The organism is Arthrobacter bussei (genome assembly GCF_009377195.2).
Classification (GTDB): Bacteria; Actinomycetota; Actinomycetes; order Actinomycetales; family Micrococcaceae; genus Arthrobacter_D; species Arthrobacter_D bussei.
On the sequence record NZ_VJXX01000001.1, the window covers coordinates 158,986 to 180,039 of the forward strand.

At 70.4% G+C, this 21,054-nt stretch carries 21 protein-coding genes; 3 read left to right on the plus strand and 18 right to left on the minus strand.

Features of this window, described 5'->3' with window-relative positions; genetic code table 11:
• Nucleotides 1–27: 27 nt before the first annotated feature.
• The gene (locus FNH21_RS00790; RefSeq protein ID WP_191931473.1) at nucleotides 28–393 is read right to left on the minus strand and encodes a YraN family protein; all 366 of its coding nucleotides are present in this window, start codon (nucleotides 391–393) and stop codon (nucleotides 28–30) included.
• A 229-nt stretch (nucleotides 394–622) separates the two neighbouring features.
• On the opposite strand from FNH21_RS00790, the gene FNH21_RS00795 reads away from it, so the two are divergent.
• Nucleotides 623–928, plus strand: a complete 306-nt coding sequence (locus FNH21_RS00795; RefSeq protein WP_152811602.1) for a hypothetical protein — start codon at nucleotides 623–625, stop codon at nucleotides 926–928.
• 150 nt (nucleotides 929–1,078) lie between these two features.
• On the opposite strand, the gene FNH21_RS00800 is transcribed toward FNH21_RS00795, so the two are convergent.
• From FNH21_RS00800 to ffh, 13 genes are all read right to left on the minus strand, one after another.
• Nucleotides 1,079–1,405: a DUF2469 domain-containing protein gene (locus tag FNH21_RS00800; protein ID WP_055773327.1), complete on the minus strand. Its 327-nt coding sequence runs from the start codon at nucleotides 1,403–1,405 to the stop codon at nucleotides 1,079–1,081.
• A 7-nt stretch (nucleotides 1,406–1,412) separates the two neighbouring features.
• Nucleotides 1,413–2,153, minus strand: a complete 741-nt coding sequence (locus FNH21_RS00805; RefSeq protein ID WP_152811603.1) for a ribonuclease HII — start codon at nucleotides 2,151–2,153, stop codon at nucleotides 1,413–1,415.
• Nucleotides 2,150–2,983 carry a signal peptidase I gene (gene lepB, locus FNH21_RS00810; protein WP_152811605.1) on the minus strand — a complete coding sequence of 278 codons (834 nt, stop codon included), beginning with the start codon at nucleotides 2,981–2,983 and terminating at the stop codon, nucleotides 2,150–2,152. Before lepB (FNH21_RS00810) ends, FNH21_RS00805 begins: the two co-directional genes overlap by 4 nt.
• 91 nt (nucleotides 2,984–3,074) lie before the next feature.
• Nucleotides 3,075–3,758: a signal peptidase I gene (lepB, locus tag FNH21_RS00815; RefSeq protein ID WP_191931474.1), complete on the minus strand. Its 684-nt coding sequence runs from the start codon at nucleotides 3,756–3,758 to the stop codon at nucleotides 3,075–3,077.
• Nucleotides 3,759–3,768: 10 nt separating this feature from the next.
• On the minus strand, nucleotides 3,769–4,128 hold the full coding sequence (rplS, locus tag FNH21_RS00820; protein ID WP_055773319.1) for a 50S ribosomal protein L19: 360 nt from the start codon (nucleotides 4,126–4,128) through the stop codon (nucleotides 3,769–3,771).
• 210 nt (nucleotides 4,129–4,338) lie between these two features.
• A complete protein-coding gene (gene trmD, locus FNH21_RS00825) occupies nucleotides 4,339–5,130 on the minus strand; it encodes a tRNA (guanosine(37)-N1)-methyltransferase TrmD (protein ID WP_191931475.1) in 792 nt (263 codons plus the stop codon).
• Nucleotides 5,130–5,720, minus strand: coding sequence for a ribosome maturation factor RimM (gene rimM / locus FNH21_RS00830; protein WP_152811609.1), 591 nt, complete (start codon nucleotides 5,718–5,720; stop codon nucleotides 5,130–5,132). The genes trmD and rimM overlap by 1 nt, the downstream gene beginning before the upstream one ends.
• A gap of 112 nt (nucleotides 5,721–5,832) precedes the next feature.
• Nucleotides 5,833–6,078, minus strand: coding sequence for an RNA-binding protein (locus tag FNH21_RS00835; RefSeq protein WP_055773313.1), 246 nt, complete (start codon nucleotides 6,076–6,078; stop codon nucleotides 5,833–5,835).
• A gap of 1 nt (nucleotide 6,079) precedes the next feature.
• Nucleotides 6,080–6,484 (minus strand): 30S ribosomal protein S16, encoded by a 405-nt coding sequence (gene rpsP, locus FNH21_RS00840; protein WP_191931476.1) that lies wholly within the window; start codon nucleotides 6,482–6,484, stop codon nucleotides 6,080–6,082.
• Between the two features lie 153 nt (nucleotides 6,485–6,637).
• On the minus strand, nucleotides 6,638–7,531 hold the full coding sequence (locus FNH21_RS00845; RefSeq protein ID WP_152811611.1) for a VOC family protein: 894 nt from the start codon (nucleotides 7,529–7,531) through the stop codon (nucleotides 6,638–6,640).
• Between the two features lie 51 nt (nucleotides 7,532–7,582).
• Nucleotides 7,583–8,692, minus strand: coding sequence for an amidohydrolase family protein (locus tag FNH21_RS00850; RefSeq protein WP_152811613.1), 1,110 nt, complete (start codon nucleotides 8,690–8,692; stop codon nucleotides 7,583–7,585).
• Nucleotides 8,689–9,396: an alpha/beta fold hydrolase gene (locus FNH21_RS00855; RefSeq protein ID WP_338403104.1), complete on the minus strand. Its 708-nt coding sequence runs from the start codon at nucleotides 9,394–9,396 to the stop codon at nucleotides 8,689–8,691. The genes FNH21_RS00850 and FNH21_RS00855 overlap by 4 nt, the downstream gene beginning before the upstream one ends.
• A 46-nt stretch (nucleotides 9,397–9,442) precedes the next feature.
• Nucleotides 9,443–11,029: a signal recognition particle protein gene (gene ffh, locus FNH21_RS00860; protein ID WP_191931477.1), complete on the minus strand. Its 1,587-nt coding sequence runs from the start codon at nucleotides 11,027–11,029 to the stop codon at nucleotides 9,443–9,445.
• A 168-nt stretch (nucleotides 11,030–11,197) separates the two neighbouring features.
• Between ffh and FNH21_RS00865 the strand changes: the two genes are divergently transcribed.
• Complete coding sequence (locus tag FNH21_RS00865) at nucleotides 11,198–12,637, plus strand: glucose-6-phosphate dehydrogenase (RefSeq protein ID WP_338403105.1); 1,440 nt, start codon at nucleotides 11,198–11,200, stop codon at nucleotides 12,635–12,637.
• Between the two features lie 159 nt (nucleotides 12,638–12,796).
• Here the strand turns inward: FNH21_RS00865 and FNH21_RS00870 are convergent, their stop codons facing one another.
• From FNH21_RS00870 to ftsY, 3 genes are all read right to left on the minus strand, one after another.
• On the minus strand, nucleotides 12,797–13,135 hold the full coding sequence (locus FNH21_RS00870; RefSeq protein WP_055773303.1) for a P-II family nitrogen regulator: 339 nt from the start codon (nucleotides 13,133–13,135) through the stop codon (nucleotides 12,797–12,799).
• Entirely contained in the window at nucleotides 13,132–14,481 is a 1,350-nt protein-coding gene (locus tag FNH21_RS00875) for an ammonium transporter (protein WP_152811617.1), read from the minus strand. The genes FNH21_RS00870 and FNH21_RS00875 overlap by 4 nt, the downstream gene beginning before the upstream one ends.
• 199 nt (nucleotides 14,482–14,680) lie before the next feature.
• Nucleotides 14,681–15,874, minus strand: a complete 1,194-nt coding sequence (gene ftsY, locus FNH21_RS00880) for a signal recognition particle-docking protein FtsY (protein ID WP_191931478.1) — start codon at nucleotides 15,872–15,874, stop codon at nucleotides 14,681–14,683.
• A 94-nt stretch (nucleotides 15,875–15,968) separates the two neighbouring features.
• Between ftsY and FNH21_RS00885 the strand changes: the two genes are divergently transcribed.
• Nucleotides 15,969–17,285 (plus strand): MFS transporter, encoded by a 1,317-nt coding sequence (locus FNH21_RS00885; RefSeq protein WP_152811618.1) that lies wholly within the window; start codon nucleotides 15,969–15,971, stop codon nucleotides 17,283–17,285.
• 15 nt (nucleotides 17,286–17,300) lie between these two features.
• Here FNH21_RS00885 and smc read toward each other — a convergent pair whose 3' ends face one another.
• Complete coding sequence (smc, locus tag FNH21_RS00890; protein ID WP_191931479.1) at nucleotides 17,301–20,930, minus strand: chromosome segregation protein SMC; 3,630 nt, start codon at nucleotides 20,928–20,930, stop codon at nucleotides 17,301–17,303.
• Nucleotides 20,931–21,054 lie beyond the last annotated feature (124 nt).

Consider the following 21,054-nt stretch of genomic DNA (forward strand, 5'->3'; position numbering starts at 1 on the left):
ACACGGCGTAGGTCCGACCGAGCACGGTCAGATCACCGCCCGGACATGCTCGATGCGCGGGTCACCGGCGCCGTCGTCGAGAACTCCCACCGCGTCGATGCGGAAGCCACTGAAGCGCTGGTTGTGCGCCCGGGCCCACTGGGACGCGAGCACGTACAGCCGCTCGAGCTTGCTCGCCGTGATCGATTCGAGCGGTTGCCCGAAATCGTCCGAACTGCGCGTCTTGACCTCGACGATCACGAGCGTGGAACCGTCCACGGCCACGAGATCGATCTCGCCGGCCGGACAACGCCAGTTACGGTCCACGATCCGCAGTCCTGCGCGTTCCAGGTATTGCGCCGCTGTCGCTTCCCCGCGGCGGCCCAACTGATCCTTCGCCAGCATGGCGATCACCTCCTCCCCCAGCTTCGGGGAAGCAGGAGGACGGAGTCCGGGCGGGACGCCCTATGTGGACAACGGAGGAATCACGCCGTACCCGCCCTGGCGGACGTCGATGATACCGGCGTCCACGGGGACGACATCCCGACAGCGGGAAGTACTGGCCCCCGCGTCGCTGCCTCTCGTACGGTGGAGGACAAGCGGCATCCACGGATGCCGACGCACGAGAGCGAAGGAGGCATCGATGTCGGAGTCCAGCGGCATCCTGCCGAGCGGCAGTGACGCAGATCTGCAGGAACAGGGCGTTGCCGGACCGACTGCCGATGCGGCGTCCGCCGCCATCGCGGACGCCGGAACCGGAGGGTCCGAGGCGGATCGCCTGGAGCAGGGAACGCCGGCACACCCGGACGACGCGACGGCCCGAGGGGTCGTCGACGGCGAAGGGACGGGCGGATCGGAGGCAGACCGGCTCGAGCAGGCCGTATTCCTCCCGGACGACCACGAGGACGCCTTCTCCCGCGGTGGCGAGGAGGCGGGACCTACCCTCTGACCCGACCGCCGTGCCGAGTCACCGACGCGACGGACGAGCCGCCGGAGATCAGGGCGGAGGTACCACGCAGCGGAGATCGGGACTCCAACAGCCGGCGTCCGGGGCCAAGCGCCGCGCTGGCGGGGAAGGGCAGGAAGGAACCAGAAGCGGTCAGTTGCCGAGCGTCCCGTCCTTGGGCAGCGCGATGTCGTCCGACTTCGTCAGCTCCTCGACGTTGACGTCCTTGAAGGTGATGACGCGGACGTTCTTCACAAATCGGGCGGAACGGTACACGTCCCACACCCACGCGTCCTGCAGCGTGAGGTCGAAGTAGACCTCGCCGTCGGCCGACCGCGCCTGGAGGTCCACGTTGTTCGCCAGGTAGAACCGGCGCTCCGTCTCCACGACGTAGCTGAAGAGCCCCACGACGTCCCGGTACTCGCGGTAGAGCTGGAGCTCCATGTCGGTTTCGTAGTTCTCAAGATCCTCGGCACTCATCGGACCATCATCCCCCATTCTCCGTGGTCGACGCGCCAACCCGGTCCAGGTTGCCCAGCCGCCAGGTCCTGCGGTGGAACCCGGTGGGCCCGACGGTGTCGATCGCCGCACGGTGTACCTCGGTGGCGTAGCCCTTGTTGACATCCCAGCCGAAGGCAGCATGATCGCCGGCCAGCGACACCATGTATGCGTCCCGCTCGACCTTCGCCAGGACACTGGCCGCCGCGACGCTGAGGCAGGTCAGGTCCGCCTTGATCTTCGTGTGCACGGGGGCAGCGCATCCGACGGTCTCCACGGGAGGGGCGCCGTCGTCCGTCCGGAACAGGAGTTCCTGCTGCCGCGCGGACAGCCAGTCGTGGTTGCCGTCGAGCACGACGACGTCGGGGGGCACCGTCCGGAGCACCACCTCCCATGCCCGGCTACCCGCGGTGCGCAGCGCGGCCATCAACCCGAGGCCGTCGATCTCGGCGGCGGAGGCGTGACCGACGGCGGAAGCGACCGCCCAGCGCCGGATGCGGGGCACGAGCGCCTCGCGCTCGGCTGCAGCGAGCAGTTTGCTGTCCCGGACGCCCCTCAGACCGGCGGCGGAGTGCAGGTCCACGACGACGATGCCGACGGACACCGGCCCGGCCAACGCTCCCCTGCCCACCTCGTCGCAGCCGGCGACGAAGCGGTGCCCCTGCTCACCGAGGGCCCGTTCGAAGGTGAGGTTCGGGGCCTTGGTGCTCTTCCTGCGCGCTGCGGTCATGGTCCCGAGGGCGTGGGTGCTGCGGGAGTGGGCCGGGCCGCGGCCTCCGGCTCGGGGATGCCGTCGAAGACCTCGGGGTGGTTTCCCAGGAAGCCGATCCTGTTGAGCGGCCACGCGATGACCGCGGCCTTGCCCTCGATCTCGTCCACGCTCACGAAACCCTCGCCCGGCTTGTCCCGGTTCGCCCGGGAATCGGCCGAGGCGTTGCGGTGGTCCCCCATGACCCAGACCTTGCCCTCGGGCACGACGACGTCGAACGGCACGTCCGACGGGTTGGCTCCCGGGAAGAGGTAGGGCTCGTCGAGCGGCTCGCCGTTGACGGTGATGCGGCCCTGGGCATCGCAGCAGATGACGTGGTCGCCGGCGAGGCCGATGACGCGCTTGACGAGGTGCTGCTGGGACTCGTCCGGGGCGAGCCCGACGAAGATGAGGGCCTCCTTGAACCAGCTCACCTGTGTCTGGGTCTGCGGAGGCAGCCATCCCTCGGCATCACGGAAGACGACGATGTCCCCGCGCTGGAGATCGAACGGCTGCGGGACGAGCTGGTTCACGAAGATGCGGTCGTCGATCTCCAGGGTCTCCTCCATGGAGCCCGACGGGATGAAGAACGCACGGAAGAGGAAGGTCTTGATGAGGAAGGAGAGCACCAGGGCGATGACGACGATCGTCGCGATCTCCTTCAGCCAGGCACCGAATCCGCGATCGGCCTCCTTCTTCGCCCGTGGGCGCCCGGCGCCGTCCTCGGACGTCTGCGGTGCGTCCGGGTCGAAGGGGTGTGCTGCGGGTGCCTCGGCCCCCGAAGCCGACTTCCTGCGGAAGCTCCGTGCCATGTGCTGATGTCCTTCGTGGTCGTGATTCCGGCGGCTGCGCGCCCGGATGCGTTACTGCCTGGGCGGCGTCAGCGCCGCGGTGCTGCCCATCTCAGCCGACGTGGCGCTCGATCGGCGCGAACCGGTCGAGTGGCCAGACTAGCTGAAAGGCCCTGCCGATGATCCGATCCTCGGAGACGAGGCCACCGCCGGGCGCGCCGAGCAGGGACCTCGAGTCCATGGACGCGGAGCGGTGGTCACCGAGGAGCCAGACGCGCCCCTCAGGGACGACGACGTCGAACGGCTGCTCACTCGCCGCATCCCCCGGATAGACGTACGGCTCGTCGATCCCGTTCCCGTCCACGCTGATCCGGCCGTCGGCCGCGCAGCACACCACGTGGTCCCCCGCGACCCCGACGACCCGCTTCACGTACACCGTGTCGCTGCCGGAGAGTCCCAGCCACTGGCCGGCACCGGCCACGACGCGTTCCGGGAGGGACCGTGGGTCCGTGATCGGGTCGAAGGACCCCCGGCCGTCGAAGACGACGACGTCGCCCCGGCGGAGTTCCCCGCGCGTGTCGTCGAGCTTGCCGACGAGGACCCGGTCCCCCTCCGTGAGCAGCGGCTCCATGGAGGCCGACGGGATGAAGTAGACGTCGATCAGGAAGGCGCGGACCAGTCCGGTGATCAGGGCGGCGACGACGACGGCGGAGAACACGAAACGCCAGCCCACACGATGGGGCCGGCGTTCCGGGTGCTCTCCGACCGGGGGTCGGAAGGCGGGGTCTTCATGCACCGTCAGGGAGTTACTTGACCGTCTTCGGGTCGCGCTTCTCCTTGATCTTGGCTGCCTTGCCGCGCAGTTCGCGCATGTAGTAGAGCTTGGCGCGGCGGACGTCGCCCTTGGACACGACCTCGATCTTGTCGAGGACGGGGCTGTGGACGGGGAACGTACGCTCCACGCCGACGCCGAAGCTCACCTTGCGGACCGTGAAGGTCTCGCGGATGCCATCACCCTGGCGGCCGAGGACGAAGCCCTTGAAGATCTGAACACGGGTGTTCTTGCCTTCGATGATGTTGACGTGGACGTTGACGGTGTCACCGGCGCGGAAGTCGGGGACGTTGTCGCGGAAGGATCCGGCGTCGACGGAATCGAGAATGTGCATTGTCGTACTCCTGGTGAACGCCACAGGTCACTCACGTGGGTTACGGCGGTCAAGGACGGGACGGAGTCCGGGCAATGCCGCCGAAGAGGTTGTCCCGGCCGATCCGATGCTTCGGCAGCCGGTGTGCGACTGTTGGCCGGACGCCCCCTGTGGCAGGGTCCGGCCCAGTGGACACAAAGGTCCATTCTTCCACAGCCCGCCCGCCAACCACTAATGCGTGGGGCGCGTGAGCCGGCCTCCGACGACGTCGAACCCTGCCTCCCGCAGTGCCTTCAGGTCCGCCGCCGGCAACGACGTCGCGTCGATGTCCCCGAGGAGGTCCGGTCGCCTGTCGGCGGTCCGCCGGAACTGCTCCATCCGGCGCCACCGCGCGATCCTCGCGTGGTTGCCGCTGAGCAGCACCTCCGGGATGTCCCGGCCCCGCCACGACGACGGCTTCGTGTAGACGGGGTACTCGAGCAGACCGTCGGCATGGGACTCCTCGACGAGGGACTCGGGGTTGCCGACCACACCCGGGATGAGCCGACCGACGGCCTCGACCATCGCGAGGACGGCGACTTCCCCGCCGTTGAGCACGTAGTCGCCGAGGGAGACCGGACGGACGTCGAAGCCGTCCCGGGCCCAGTCGATCGCGCGCTCGTCGATGCCCTCGTACCGGCCGCACGCGAAGACGAGGTGCTCCAGACCGGCCAGTTCGTGCGCCATGGCCTGGTCGAAGACGGCCCCGGCGGGCGACGGGACGATCAGGGTGGGCCTGTGCTGCGACGCCGGTGCTTCCGTCAGCACGGACTCCAGCGCCTGCGCCCAGGGTTCTGCCTTCATCACCATGCCGGCGCCACCGCCGTAGGGCGTGTCATCGACCGTCCGGTGCCGGTCGGTCGTGAAGGTGCGCAGGTCGTGGACGCGCACGTCGAGGACGCCGTCCTGCCGGGCCTTGCCGATCAGCGAGAGATCGAGTGCGGCCAGGTACTCCGGGAAGATGGAGACGACGTCGATGCGCACTAGTCGCGCGCCTCGCCGGTGTCGCTGACGGTCGCACCGTCCGCGACGTCGTCGCCGTCGTCGGGTGCCTGGTTGGATCCCGGCGTGTTCAGGTCGAAGAGACCAACCGGCGGGACGATGACGATGAAGCCCTGCTCGGTGTTCACCTCGGGGACGATGTCACCGACGAACGGCACGAACGCCTCGTGACCGTCGGCGAGCTCCACGACGAGGAGGTCCTGGACCGCCAGGGTGCGCAGGGCGGTCACCCTGCCCACCGAGGCACCGTCGACGCGGGCGTCGAGCCCCACGAGTTCGTGCTCGTACCAGGCGTCGTCGTCCTCGTCCTCGGCGCCGGTGGTGTCGATGAACAGCTGGGCGCCGCGCAGGGTCTCGGCCTGGTTACGGTCGGCCACCTGCTCGAAGGCGACGATCAGGATGTCCTTGTTCCAGCGTGCCTTCGCCACCGTCAGTTCGGCGACGGCGGCACCCTCGACCCGGAAGGTCTCGCCGGCATCGAACCGGTCCTCGGGGGCATCGGTGAAGAGCTGGACCGTGACCTCGCCCCTGATGCCGTGCGGCTTCCCGATCCTCGCGACGAGTACGTCCATGGTGGTGCTCCTGCTCTCGTGCCGGTAGCGGCGTGAAAAGGGTGTGACATGAGACCGGCCCCACCACCATGTCCTGGTGGTGGGGCCGGTCGTGACGCTGTGAAGCTCCGGGTCAGCCCCGGCGGCGGTCCGTGTCGACGACGTCGACACGGACCGGCTCGCCGTCGGCAAGCGCTGCGACCACCGTGCGCAGGGCACGGGCGGTGCGGCCCTGACGGCCGATCACACGGCCCAGGTCCTCCTGGTGCACGCGGACCTCCAGGGTCTCGCCGCGACGGTTGTTCTTCGCGGAGACCCTGACGTCGTCAGGGTTGTCGACGATGCCGCGGACGAGGTGCTCCAGAGCGTCGGCCAGCAACTTACTCTGCCTCGGTCGCTTCCGCGGCGGCGTCGTCGTTCTTCTTCGCCTTCGGCGTGATGGCCTCGGGGACGATCACGGAGCCCTTCTCGGGAGCGACGAAGGTCTCCTTCGGTGCCTTGGTCCGCAGGGTGCCTTCCTGGCCCTTGAGTCCCTTGAACTTCTGCCAGTCACCCGTGATCTTGAGGAGCACGGAGACCTGCTCGGTCGGCTGCGCACCGACGCCGAGCCAGTACTGCGCACGGTCGGAGTTGATCTCGATGAACGAGGGCTCCTCGGTGGGGTTGTACTTGCCGATCTCTTCGAGGGCACGGCCATCACGCTTGGAGCGTGCATCCATGACGACGACACGGTAGAACGGTGCGCGGATCTTGCCCATGCGCTTGAGGCGAATCTTTACGGCCACTTGTGTGGTCACTCCTTGTTAACGAAAAGGGGCGAACCCGTCATCCTGCTCCCGTGGGGCGGGCCATTCATGGGGGTTCAGAGGACACAATGCGCACAGAGAGAGGGGCTGCACGGATCGAGTACGGCTCCATTGTGCCAGATGCGCCGTGCTTTAGGCGATTCCGGCAGGGTCCGCGCCGGCGGCCACGCGCAACTGGTTCCGCCAGGGATCCTCGAAGCGCAACTCCTCCCCCGTATGCCGGCTCGTGATGCCCGCGTGCACGAGGCGGTCGGCCAGCGCGGCGACCTCGTCGGCACCGGGGACGCGGAGGAGCACCTCGCCCAGTCCGAGCGTGTCCCGGCGGGGACCTGCGCCCCTGCTGTTCCAGACGTTCATGGCCATGTGGTGGTGGTAGCCGCCCGCGGAGACGAACAGCGCCTGGTCGTGCCACCCTGCGGTCCGCTCGAAACCCAGCACGTCGACGTAGAAGTGCTCTGCCGTCCCGACGTCCCCCACCTGCAGGTGCACATGCCCGACGGCGGCATTCCTCGAGGCGACCTCCGACACGGCGTCCTCGGTCAGATGCTGCTCGAGATAGGCACGCGGTGCGAGCGGAAGGCTGTCCATGACCACCGTCCGGTGTCCCGTCCCGTCCTGCGTCCAGGCCCAGGCCTCCCGCGGGCGGTCGACGTACAGTTCGATCCCGTTGCCCTCCGGATCGGTGAAGTAGAAGGCCTCGCTGACGAGGTGGTCCGCGCTGCCCACGTAGGAGCTGTGCGGGTGCCGTGCCGCCGACTCGACCGCGGCGGCGAGGTCCGCGCGGTCGTCGAAGAGGAGCGCGGTGTGGAAGAGCCCGGCCTGCCCGGGCGGCGGGAGGCGCAGGTGTCCCGCGTGTTCGAGCTTGATGACGGCCCGTCCCGCGCGACCGAGCACGACGGCGTCGCTACCGTCCTCGATCACGGCGAGCCCGAGGGCGACGCTGTAGTAGGCGGACATCGCGGCGAGGTCGCCGACCCTGAGGGTCAGCGTGCCCATGGTGGTGTCGGTGGGTAGCAGGTCCGGCATCGGTCACTCCTTCGTCTGGCTGTACCCCCTACAGCTACTTGAAGGTTCAACTTATTCCCGGGGGCGCCGGTCGACCACGCGGCCGCGCAGCACCACCGCGCGGAGCGCTGCCAGTGTCCCGACGTCGACCCGCGGATCGGCGGCACAGATCACGGCGTCGGCGGCCGCACCTTCCTCGATCCCGGGGAAGCCCAGCCACGTCCGCGCCGACCAGCAGGCGGCATCGAGCGCGGCCACGGGTCCGAGGCCCGCGGCGGCGAGTGCCGCGACCTCGTCCGGCAGGCGTCCGTGGGCGATGACGCTTCCCGCATCCGTCCCCGCGAAGACCGGGACCCCGGCGTCGAAGGCCCGCTGCACCATGGCGTGACGACCACCCCACAGCGTGCGCATGTGCGCGGCGTAGTCGGGGTACTTGCCGGCGGCCCCGTCGGCGATCGCCGGGAAGGTGTCGATGTTGATCAGGGTGGGCACGATCGCGACCCGCTGCTCGACGAAGCGGGGCACGTGCCGGGGCAGCATGCCGGTCGCGTGCTCGATGCAGTCGATCCCCGCATCCAGCATGGCGTCGAGGGTCTCCGCCGCGAAGCAGTGGGCCGTGACCCGCGCGCCCTCGGCGTGGGCGGCGTCGACCGCCTCGCGGATCGCCCGCGGCGGGAAGGCGGGGGCGAGGTCACCCAGACCGCGGTCGATCCAGTCCCCCACGATCTTGACCCAGCCGTCCCCGCGCCGGGCCTGCTCCGCCACCGCGGCGGCCAGGTGCTCCGGCTCCACCTCGACGGCGTAGTCGCGGAAGTAGCGCCGCGTCCGCGCCACGTGCCGGCCTGCGCGGACCAGGCGCGGCAGGTCCTCGCGCTGCTGGATCCACCGAGTGTCGTTCACCACGCCGGCGTCGCGGATCAGGAGCGTCCCCGCATCGCGGTCCTCCAGTGCCTGGCGTTCGGCGACGTCGTCGGGCACCAGGCCGCGACCGTCGAGGCCCACGTGGCAGTGCGCGTCGACGAGACCGGGCAGCACCCACCCCTCGAGCACACGCGCCGGCGGGCCGGACGGACGCGCGAAGGTGAACCGGCCGTCGCGGACGTAGACGTCGCGGACCGTCCGGGTGGGTGAGAGCAGTACGGTCCCGGTGAGGTGGAGGTAGCCGCCGTCGTCCGGACTCATACCGCCGCGTCCCGGCCCGTCCGCAGGAAGGACCGGACGAGCGCGGCTCCCTCCTCGGAATCGTGGGGGCGGTGACCGCCCGGAGCCTGGCGGTGGATCGCGCCGGTCCCGGCGAGATAGTCCGCGACCTCCTCGTAGAGCGGTTCCCAGCCGCCGGTGAGGACGAACGTCGGAACACCCGGCACGATCGACAGCGGCGCCTCCCACGGCGGGCTCTGCAGCCGCAGGCGTGCCGCGCCCCGCCGTCCCTCGGCGGTGTTGGGCATTCCCGCCTCGGCCGAGAAGGTTCGGCGGACGAAGCTCCTGAGGAACTCCTCGTCCGACACGGCGTGCCGGACGGCGAACAGCGGCGCCATCAGGGCGATGTGGGCGGACGTGGCCGGGAGATCCGCGGTCAGCGAGAAGCACGCGGGTTCCACGAGCGTCAGCGTCCGGACGAGATCGGGCCGCTCGACCGCCAGCATCATCGCGGCCACGGCGCCCTGCGAGTGGGCGACGACGTGTCCGCCCGCGCCGAGGGCGTCCGCGATGATGGCCTGGTCACGGGCGTGGTCGGTCGGTAGCGGCTCCTCCGTCGCCGAGAAGCCGTGCCGCCGGACGTACAGGCAGTCGAAGTCCAGCGACAGACCGTGCTGCCGGGGCCACGCCGCAGCGCCGAAGGACCCGGCGCCGTGCACGAACACCACGCGCTCACCGCCCGTCACGCCGCGACCCCACCGCTCGGGCACCGGCCTGCCAGCACCGCAGCGGCTACTTCCCGAGGAACTTCTCGAAGCCCTTCGGGAGATTCATCGCCGACGGATCGAAGTCCGGCTGGCCGCCTCCGAAGGCCGCCCCGGTCGGCGCAGCGGCGCGCGCGGCAGCTCGTCGCTGCTCCGCCTCCTGCGCCTCGAGCGCTGCCTTGGCCGGGTTGCCCGAGCGGGGCTTCTTCTTCCCCTTGGCAGCCGCGGCCTTGGTCTTCCGCGGGCCACCGAATCCGCCCGGCCCTGCCATGCCCGGCATCCCCGGGATACCGCCGCCGGAGGCCATCTTCTTCATCATCTTCTGGGCCTGCGTGAAACGTTCGAGCAGACCGTTGACCTCGGACACGTGCACGCCGGAGCCGCGGGCGATCCTCGCGCGGCGCGAGCCGTTGATGATCTTCGGGGCCACGCGCTCGTGCGGGGTCATCGAACGGACGATCGCCTCGACGCGGTCGATCTCGCGCTCGTCGAAGTTCTCGAGCTGCTCGCGCATGTTCGCCGCACCGGGCATCATCATGAGCATCTTCTTCATGGAGCCCATGTTGCGGATCTGCTGCATCTGCGCGAGGAAGTCGTCGAGCGTGAAGTCCTCCTGGTCGGAGAACTTCTTCGCCATCCGGGCGGCTTCGTCCTTGTCCCAGGACCGCTCCGCCTGCTCGATGAGCGTGAGGATGTCGCCCATGTCGAGGATGCGCGAGGCCATGCGGTCCGGGTGGAACAGCTCGAAGTCGTCGAGGCCCTCGCCCGTGGAGGCGAACATGACCGGCTTGCCGGTGACCGAGGCGACGGAGAGTGCGGCACCACCGCGGGCGTCGCCATCGAGCTTGGTCAGGACGACACCGGTGAAGTCCACGCCCTCGTTGAAGGCGAGCGCGGTGTTGACGGCGTCCTGGCCGATCATCGCGTCGATGACGAAGAGGACCTCGTCCGGCGTGATGGCCTCGCGGATGTCCGCGGCCTGCTGCATCAGTTCGGCATCGACGCCGAGGCGGCCCGCGGTGTCCACGATCACGACGTCGTGCAGGCGTGCTCGAGCCTCGGCAATGCCCTGGCGAGCGACGGCGACGGGATCGCCCGTGGCGGACTCGAACTCGGAGCTGACGCCGGGATGCGGTGCGTACACCGGGACACCGGCACGCTCACCGTTGACCTGGAGCTGGCGGACCGCGTTGGGCCGCTGGAGGTCGCACGCCACGAGGAGGGGACTGTGCCCCTGGCCCTTGAGCCACTTCGAGAGCTTGCCGGCGAGGGTCGTCTTACCCGCACCCTGCAGCCCCGCGAGCATGATGACCGTCGGCGGGTTCTTCGCGAGACGGATGCGGCGCGTCTCGCCACCGAGGATCCCCACGAGCTCCTCATTGACGATCTTGACGATCTGCTGGCCGGGATTGAGTGCCTGCGAGACCTCGAGCCCGAGGGCGCGTCCCTTGATGGCCGAGGTGAACGCCCGGACCACCGGGACGGCGACGTCGGCGTCCAGCAGGGCCCGCCTGATCTCGCGCACCGTCGCGTCAATGTCCGCCTCGGTGAGGCGGCCCTTGCCGCGCAGGTTCTTGAAGGTCGCAGTCAGCCGGTCGGAGAGTGAATTGAACACGTGCCGTGAACTACTTTCATCGGGGGTCAGGGAGACTCAACTCCCTAGGGTATCAACTGGGGACACGGCAGCACCGCCCGTCCACGGCCGCGGCCCGGCCCGGCGCGCAAGTCCCGGCGCCCCGTCGGAGAGCGGGACACCGGCAGGGATAAGTGGCACAGTGAAGGCGTGGACACTCACTCGCTCGCAGAACACGATTCCATCCCCGCAGAAGCCGACACCCGCGTGCGGACACTGCTGATCCTCGGAGCGTCCGGCGACCTCACCGGGCGTCTCCTGCTCCCCGGCCTCGCGCGGCTCATCCGCATGCGGCGCGGCGACGGCCTCACCCTGGTGGGGGCGGGATCGGACGACTGGACGGACGCGCACTGGCGCGAGCGGATCGACGGTGCCTTCGCGAGTGCGATGGAGAAAGCCGACGACGCCGGCCGCGCGGCGCTCCAGGACGTGCGGGACCGCAGCTCCTACCACTTCCTCGACGTCACGAAGGACGGCCTGGCCGACCTCGTCCACACGCTCGAGGGCCCGGTTGCCGTCTACTTCGCCCTTCCTCCGGCGGTCAGCCAGCTGGCGTGCAGCGCGCTCGGCCCCAACTCGCTGCCCAAGAGCACCCGCCTCGTCATGGAGAAGCCCTTCGGCACCGACCAGGCCAGCGCGCACCGACTCAACGAGAAGCTCGCCCGGCTGGTCCCCGAGCAGAACATCCACCGCGTGGACCACTTCCTCGGCAAGGCGACGGTCTTCAACATCCTGGGCCTGCGTTTCGCGAACCGGATCCTCGAGCCGGTGTGGAACAACCTGCACATCGAGAAGGTCGAGGTGATCTTCGACGAGGACCTCGCCCTGGAGAACCGGGCGCGCTACTACGACGGCGCCGGCGCACTCCGTGACATGATCCAGAGCCACCTCGTCCACGTGATGGCCCTCCTCGCGCTCAATGCGCCGTCCACCCTGCACGAGCGCGACCTGCGCGACCACATCGGATCCATCCTGCGGGCCAGCACCGTGGACCTCGACAGCCCGGCCAGCAGCAGGCGCGCCCGCTACACCGCCGGCACGATCGGGGACCGCCCCATCCCGGACTACACGGCGGAGCCGGGGGTGGATCCCTCGAAGAACACGGAGACACTCGCCGAGGTCACGGTGTCCATCAACAACGAGCGGTGGTCGGGCGTTCCGTTCATCCTGCGGTCCGGGAAGGCGCTCGGCGCCAAGCGCAAGGAAGCCGTGATCACGTTCCGGCCGGTCAGCCACCTGCCGCTCGGTTTCACCGGGCAGGACGCACCCACCAAACTGAGGATCGGCTTCGGTCCTGACACGCTGCAGCTGGAGCTCGACGTCAATGGCCCGGGTGACATCTTCTCGCTGGACCGCGCCACGCTCAGCGCCGACCTCAACGAAACCGACCTGCTCCCCTACGGTGAGGTGCTCGACGGCGTGCTGGCGGGCGATCCGACACTCTCGGTCCGCGGCGACACCGCCGAGGACTGCTGGCGGATCGTCGAGCCCGTCCTGAAGGCCTGGGCCGAGGACCGCGTACCGCTCGAGGAGTACCCGGCAGGATCGGCAGGGCCCGAGGACTGGCCGTCGTCGCACGGTCGGGTCTGACCGACGCCCAGCCGGACGCAGCAGACTGAGAGCCCACAGAGCCGACATAGCCCACAGAGCCCACAGAGCCCACAGGGAGCACACGCAGAAGGAGGGCCACCCCATCGGGGGTGGCCCTCCTTCTGTCCCTCGGTACGGGGGCCGGGCTCCCGGGACTGTCTACAGGGCTGCGTCCCCCCGCTCACCCGTGCGGACCCGGACTGCTTCCTCGACGGGGATCACCCACACCTTGCCGTCACCGGCACGGCCCGTGTTGGCCGTGGAGACCAGCACGTCGACGATGTCGGTGACCCAGGCGTCCGCCACCAGGACCTCGACGCGTGCCTTCTGCAGGAGGTCGACGGTGTACTCCGCACCGCGGTAGACCTCGGTATGGCCGCGCTGGCGGCCGTAGCCGCTGGCCTGGCTGACGGTGAGACCCTGCACACCGTAGTTCTCGAGAGCACCCCGGACGCCGTCGAGCTTGTCCGGACGGACGATCGCTGTCACCAGTTTCATGAATGGACGCCTTCCGTGACGTTCTGCTGCGTGGACTGCCGGTCGGGCTGGGCATCGGCCGCCTGCTGCGCGGGCCGGGCGAACATCTGGTCTGCGAACGGGTGGAAGGACCCGCCGACCCCCAGGCCGCCGAACTCGTAGGCGGTCTCCGCGTGCTCCGACAGATCCACGCCGGAGACCTCGTTCTCCCCGCTGATGCGGAAGCCGATCGTCTTGTGGATCGCGAGACCGATGATCGCGGTCATGACCGCCGAGAGGGCGATCGCGATGGCAGCAGCGACGACCTGCGCGAGGAGCTGGGCTGCGCCACCGCCGTAGAACAGGCCACCACCCTCGCCGTCGACGGGAAGCATGATGAAGCCGATGGCCAGCGTGCCGAGGATACCGGCGACGAGGTGGACGGCCACGACGTCGAGCGAGTCGTCGAAGCCGAGGCGGTACTTGAGACCGACGGCGAGGGCGCAGACGGCACCGGCGACGAGACCGAGGCCGACGGCACCGATCGGGCTGACGTTCGCGCAGGCCGGCGTGATGGCCACGAGGCCGGCGACGATACCCGACGCGGCCCCGAGGGAGGTGGGGCGTCCGTCACGGATGCGCTCCGTCATCAGCCAGCCGACCATCGCCGCTGCGGGAGCCGCCATCGTGTTGATCCAGATGAGGCCGGCCTCCTCGGCCGAGCCCGCCGCTCCGCCGTTGAACCCGAACCAGCCGAACCAGAGGAGCGCTGCGCCGAGCATGACGAAGGGGATGTTGTGGGGGCGCTGCGCGGGGTCCTTGCCGAAGCCCTGGCGCTTGCCGAGGATCAGGGCGAGGACGAGCGCGGCGACGCCGGCGCTGATGTGCACCACGGTCCCACCGGCGAAGTCGACAGCCTCACCCACGGCTCCGCCGACGGCTCCGTCCGCACTGAGGAGGCCTCCGCCCCACACCATGAAGGCGAGCGGGCAGTAGACGGCCGTGACCCAGATGGGGACGAAGATCGTCCAGGCACCGAACTTCGCGCGGTCGGCGATGGCACCGCTGATCAGCGCGACGGTGATGATGGCGAAGGTGGCGCCGTAGCCGGCGCCGATGAGGTCCTCGGTGCCGAGGAGGCTGGTGAGGCCGAAGGACGCGAACGGGTTGCCGAAGAGCTGGGCGACACCGTCACCGCCGGTCATCGAGTAGCCCCAGAGGACCCAGACGACACCCACGAGTCCGACGGCGATGAAGCTCATCATCATCATGTTCAGGGCGGCCTTGGCGCGCGTCATCCCGCCGTAGAAGAAGGCGAGGCCGGGGGTCATGAGGAGAACGAGGGCGGCGGAGACCATCACCCAGACGTGGCCTGCTGTCAGATCCATCAAACACGATCCTTCCAAAGGGGCGGGTACTTCCCGCCCCTCAAGAATGGGGTGGCCGTGTTTCCGTCCCTGGGGCCGCGCATTGCGGGCAGGTTACATCAGTCTCACGCACGTAAAAGACGCGTGACGCGCATGTTTCAGGGAGATTTCAGCCCTGCCGGCTGCTGCCGGCGGGGCGGTCGTCCCGGGGCCCGCGGCCTCAGTTCAGAAGCGCGTCGACGAAGGCCTCGGCGTCGAAGGGTGCGAGGTCGTCCGCGCCTTCCCCGAGGCCGATCAGCTTGACCGGGACACCCAGGCTCCGCTGGATGGCGACGACGATGCCGCCCTTCGCGGTGCCGTCGAGCTTGGTGAGGACGATCCCGGTGATGTTCACGACCTCCGCGAAGACCCGGGCCTGGCTCAGGCCGTTCTGGCCTGTCGTCGCGTCGAGCACCAGCAGGACCTCGTCCACCGTGCCCTGCTTCTCGATCACGCGTTTGACCTTGCCGAGCTCGTCCATGAGGCCCACCTTGTTCTGCAGGCGCCCGGCGGTGTCGATCAGGACGACGTCGACCTCCTGGTCGATCCCGGCCTTGACCGCCTCGAAGGCGACCGACGCGGGGTCGGCGCCGTCGACGTCGGACTTGACGGTCGGCACGCCGACCCGCGAACCCCAGGTGGCCAGCTGTTCCGCAGCGGCGGCGCGGAAGGTGTCCGCCGCTCCGAGGAGCACGTCCTTGTCGTCGGCCACGAGGACGCGGGCGAGCTTGCCGACGGTCGTCGTCTTCCCGACGCCGTTCACACCGACCACCATCACGATGGCAGGACGGTCGGCGTGGCGCTGCGTGGCGAGGGACCGATCCATCGACGGATCGACCAGCTTTACCAGCTCCTCCCGGAGCATGTCCTTGACCTCGGCGGGGTTCCTGCTGCCGGCGACCTTCACGCGCTCGCGGAGGGCGTCGACGAGTTCCATGGTGGGCTCGGTGCCGAGGTCGGCCATGAGGAGGGTCTCCTCGACCTCGTCCCACACGTCCTCGTCGATCCTGTCCCTCGACAGCAGTGCCAGCAGTCCCTTGCCGAGCGCGTTGTTGGAGCGCACCAGCCGGGCGCGGAGGCGGGCGAGGCGACCCTGCACCGGGTCGACGGTGTCGAGGCTCGGGCCGGCGGGGGTGTCCTCGAGGCCGCTGAGGTCATCGGGGACGAGGACGTCCGTGGTGACGCCGTCGGGGCGGTCGAGCACGTCGGTCGACGTCGAGCCGTGCGCACCGGCAAGGGGCCGGTCATCGGGATCGCGCGGCGAGGAGTACAGGCCGGGAGGCGTGCGACGGCCGCGGACCAGGACGGCGGCGACCGACCCGATCACGGCGAGCGCGAGGACGACGAAGATGACAGGCAGGAGGATCTCGTTCACTGATCCACCTTCTCACACGGTCCCGGAGCCCGCAGGGGAGGCCTCAGCGGCCGATTGAGCATCAGGCGACGGGCGGTGACAGAATGCGAGGACCATGGCCGGATCCCCTCGCGCGCGCAAGCACCCCTCGTTCAGCATCGTCCCCCGGGGCAGGAAGAAGGGGGACGACGGCGGCCCCCCTCGCGAGCGCATCCCGCGGGAGATCCGGGTGCTCATCGCCGCAGCCTTCGTGATCGCCATCGGCTTCGGCCTGGTGGCGCCGATCCTGCCGCAGTTCGCCCGCAGCTTCGACGTCGGGGTGACGGCCGCAGCGGTGATCGTCAGTGCCTTCGCCTTCACGCGGCTGCTCTTCGCACCGGCCGGCGGGTGGCTCGTGGAACGCCTCGGCGAGCGGCCCGTGTACATCGTCGGACTGTTGATCGTCGCCCTCTCGACGGCCGCCTGCGCCTTCGCCGGCGACTACTGGCAGCTCCTGGTCTTCCGTGGCCTCGGCGGCATCGGCTCCACCCTGTTCACGGTGTCGGCGATGGGTCTGATCGTCCGGCTCGCACCGCCCTCCATCCGCGGCCGTGTCTCCGGCGCCTACGCGACGGCCTTCCTGCTCGGCAGCATCGGCGGCCCGATCCTCGGCGGGGTCCTCGCGAGGTTCGGACTCCGGGTGCCCTTCCTCGTCTACGCGGGGGCGCTGCTCGTCGCCTCGGCGGTGGTCTTCTTCCAGTTGAAGGGGACGTCGCTGGCCGAGCGCAGGGCGGCCCGGGACCAGGCGCCCCTCACCGTCCGCGAGGCCCTCGCGCACTCGGGGTACCGGGCCGCCCTCGTCTCGAGCTTCGCCAACGGATGGTCGTCCTTCGGCATCAGGATGGCCCTCGTGCCGCTCTTCGCGTCCGCGGTGCTGAACGCCGGGCCGGAGATCGCCGGGACCTCCCTCGCTTTCTTCGCCGCCGGCACGGCGCTCTCGCTCACCGTCTCGGGACGCCTCGCCGACAGCATCGGCCGCAGGCCGCTGGTGATCACCGGGCTGATCGTCAACGGCGCCGCGATGGCCGCCCTCGGCCTGTCCGGGAACGTCGTCGTCTTCCTGGCCATCTGCGTGGTGGGCGGGATCGGGACCGGGCTGCTCAATCCGGCGCAGCAGGCGGCGGTCGCGGACGTGATCGGCAACGGGCGCAGCGGTGGCAAGGTCCTGGCCGCGTTCCAGATGAGCTCGGACCTCGGTGCCATCGTCGGCCCGATCGTCGCCGGGGTGATCATCGACCGGCTCCTCGTCGGCTCCTACGAGGCGGCCTTCCTCGTGACCGGCGTGCTGGCGTTCGTGGCGGCAGCGGTGTGGGTCGTGTCCCGCGAGACGCTGCCCCGGCCGAGCGCTGCCGGTCCGGACGCACCCGCGCAGGCGGGCGGTGACGTGCGGTAGTGGAGGACCCCGCGGTCAGTCGAGGACCCGCTCCACCTCCGCCGCGATCCGCTGGCTGATGACGGTGGACACGCCGTCGCCGCGCATCGTCACCCCGTAGAGCGCGTCCGCCACCTCCATGGTGCGCTTCTGGTGCGTGATGATGATCAACTGGCTCGATTCCCGGAGCTCACGGAAGATCATGATCAGCCGGCCGAGGTTCGTGTCGTCCAGGGCTGCCTCCACCTCGTCCATCACGTAGAACGGCGAGGGCCTGGCCTTGAAGATCGCGACGAGGAGCGCGACGGCGGTCAGTGACCGCTCACCACCCGAGAGTAGGGACAGGCGCTTGATCTTCTTGCCGGCGGGCCTCGCCTCGACCTCGATCCCGGTCGTGAGCATGTCCGCGGGATCCGTGAGGACGAGGCGGCCCTCGCCGCCGGGGAACAGGGTCGCGAAGACGCGCTCGAACTGCTCGGCGGTGTCCCGGTACGCGGCCGTGAACACCTGCTCCACGCGCTCGTCGACCTCGCGGATGATGTCCAGCAGGTCCTTGCGCGTCGCCTTGAGGTCGGCCAGCTGCGTACTGAGGAACTGGTGGCGCTCCTCCAGCGCCGCGAACTCCTCGAGGGCCAGCGGGTTGACCTTGCCGAGCGCCGCGAGATCGCGTTCGGCACGCCTGAGCCTCTTCTCCTGCTGCTCGCGCACGTACGGGACGCCTGCGGGGACGGTGTTGCCGTCGTCGTCGACCGGGGCCCGGAGGGCCGCCCACTTGTCGGCGGGCGGGGTGGTGTCCGCGGGTACGGGCAGGTGGGGCCCGAACTCGTCCACCAGGTGGTCCGGCGTCAGCCCGAGCTCCTCGATGGAGCGGTTCTCGAGTGCCTCGATCCGGAGCCGCTGCTGCGTGCGCGCGAGTTCGTCGCGGTGCACGGAATCGGTGAGGCGGGCGAGCTCGACGGCGAGCCCGGCGTTCCTCTCCCGCACCTCCTGCAGCTCGGTGTCCTGCTGCTCGCGCAGCCGCTCGGCGGCGTCGCGCTGCTCGGCGGCGACGGCGATGGACGCCACGGCGTGGTGCTCGGCCCGCCGGGCTGCCCGGGAGACGGCGACGGCCCTGAGTGCCTGAGCCCTCCGGATCCTCGCCTTCTCCGCCGCCTGCTCGCGGGCCCGGCGCTCCGACTGCGCCGCGCGCTCGAGCGACGCTGCCCGGCCTGCCAGGGCGGAGAGCTGCTCCTCCCGGCTCCGGAGGGCCAGCCGTGCCTCCAGCTCGCCCTGGCGGGCGGTGACGGCGGCGCGTTGCAGGGCGTCGCGCTGCGCGGTCGAGGGCTCGGCCTCCACCGGCTGCCGCTGCAGGTCCTGGAGCCGCTGCGCCGCCTCCCGGAGCCGGGACTCCTCGCGCTCGAGGTCGGCCTCGGCCGCACGGACGAGCGCGGTCAGGCGGTCCCCCTCACCGGAGGCGGAGCGGACGGCAGCGTTCAGCTGACCCAGCTTCTCCGCGACGGCGGCCATCCGGGCGTCCGACTCGTGCAGACGCTCGAGAGCGGCGTCGACGCGCTGCTGGGCCTCCTGGCGCGTCGTCCGCGCCGCGGACAGGCGGAAGCGCAGCCTCTCGGCCTCGGCGACGACCCGTGCAAGCCCCTGCTCGGTCTCCTCGGCGGCAGCGCGCAGTTCCACATAGCCCGCGGCTCCCGGCGTCCCTCCCCGGGCCGTGTGCTCGGAGAAGACGTCACCCTCCAGGGTCACGGCGACGTCGGCGAGCCCCTCCCTGACAGCGGCCCCCGCCGCCTCGAGATCCTGCACCACGAGCACGCCGTGCAGCAGGTGACCCAGTGCGGGGTGGAGGGCCGGCGGCACATCGACGACGTCGAGGGCCGCGACACCGCCTGCAGGCACCTCCGGGCCCGTCGTCGCGTCCTGTCGCGGCGGGCGCTCTCCCGACCGGACGGCGCCCCCGGATCCGGGCGCGACGACGAGCGACACCTGGCCGGCGTCGTCGTCCTTCATCAGGGCGAGCGCACGCAGTGCCGCTTCGAGGCTCCCGACCGTGACCGCGTCCGCCGCGCCGGAGAGGGCCGCGACCACCGCCTTCTCGAAGCCGGGCGCCACCTGGAGGAATTCGCCGAGCGGCCGGTGCACGCCGTCGAGGCCGGCCGCGAGGAGCGCGCCCGACCCGTCGCGCTGCCGCAGACCCTCGTGCTGCGCCTCGAGGCGCGCAGCGAGAGCCCCGCGTTCGCGCTCCGCGGCACGCTCCTGCTCGATCAGCACCTCGAGCTCGCGGGCAGCGGTGTCGAGGACGGCGGAGGCCTCCTCGTACTCGGCGTCGAGCCCCTCCTCCCCCTCCTCCTCGCCGGCAACCTGGCTCTCCAGGGCGGTGAAGTCGCGTTCGGCGGTGCGGCGGCGTTCCTCCGCCCCGGCGATGGACGCCCGCAGGCGTCCGAGTTCCGCGACGGCCGACTCGACCCGGGACCGCGCCGCTCCGACCGTTCCCGCGAGCCGGGCATCGCCTTCCCGGCGATCGGCGGCGGCCCTCAGGAGCCGCGCGAGCCGCGCGTCCTCCGCGGCCGAGGCCTCCTCGGCCGCGCGCCGGGCAGCGAGCGTCTGCTCGAGCGCGCGCCCCAGGTCGCCCACCTCTGCCTCCAGGCCGGACACCTCCGCGCGGAGGCGTTCGGCCTGCCGGTCGAGCTGGTCCGGATCGCGCCCGTTGTCCGAGTCCGCCCCGCCCTGGCCCAGCAGATGGCCGCGGTCCTCGGCGCGTGCGGCGAGCGCGGCGAGCTTCTCGCGCGCACTCGAGAGTGCGTACCAGGTCTCGCGCGCCCGGTTGAGGGCGGGCACCGCGGCGGCGGCCGCCTGCTCGAGGGTGGCCTGGCGCTGCCGACCGGCTGCGAGCTGCACCTCGACCTCCTCGCGGCGTGCCTGCAGGGCCGCCTCGGCGGCGACGTCGCGCTGGAAGCCGGACCGCAGGGTCACGAGCTGGTCCGCGAGCAGGCGGGACCGTGCATCGCGGACGGCGAACTGCACCTGCTGGGCCCGCCTGGCCACCTCCGCCTGCTTGCCGAGGGGGGTCAGCTGACGCCGGAGCTCGCCCGTGAGGTCCGTCAGCCGAGCGAGATTGGCCTGCATGGCGTCCAGCTTGCGCACGGTCTTCTCGCGACGGCGCCGGTGCTTGAGGATCCCGGCAGCCTCCTCGATGAAGCCGCGCCGGTCCTCCGGGGTGGCGTGCAGCACGCGGTCCAGCTGCCCCTGCCCCACGATCACATGCATCTCGCGGCCCAACCCGGAGTCGGAGAGGAGCTCCTGGATGTCGAGGAGACGGCAGTTCTTGCCGTTGATCGCGTACTCGGAACCGCCGGCACGGAAGAGCGTGCGGGAGATCGTGACCTCGGCGTACTCGATGGGCAGGGCGCCGTCGGCGTTGTCGATCGTGAGCGAGACCTGGGCCCGACCGAGGGGCGCCCGCCCCGAGGTGCCGGCGAAGATGACGTCCTCCATCTTGCCGCCGCGCAGGGTCTTGGCCCCCTGCTCCCCCATCACCCAGGCCAGCGCGTCGACGACGTTCGACTTGCCGGAACCGTTCGGCCCGACGACGGCGGTGACGCCCGGCTCGAAGTCGAAGGTGGTCGCCGAAGCGAAAGACTTGAACCCTCGCACGGTTAGACTCTTCAGATGCACGGTGTCAGGATCTCCAGGTGGGGTAGGACTTCCCCAATCTACTGGACCACACCGACCGTGCGCGGTATTGGGCGGACCAGGGGCACGGCATCGGGTGGACAAGAGTGCGCGCTCCCGGAATCCC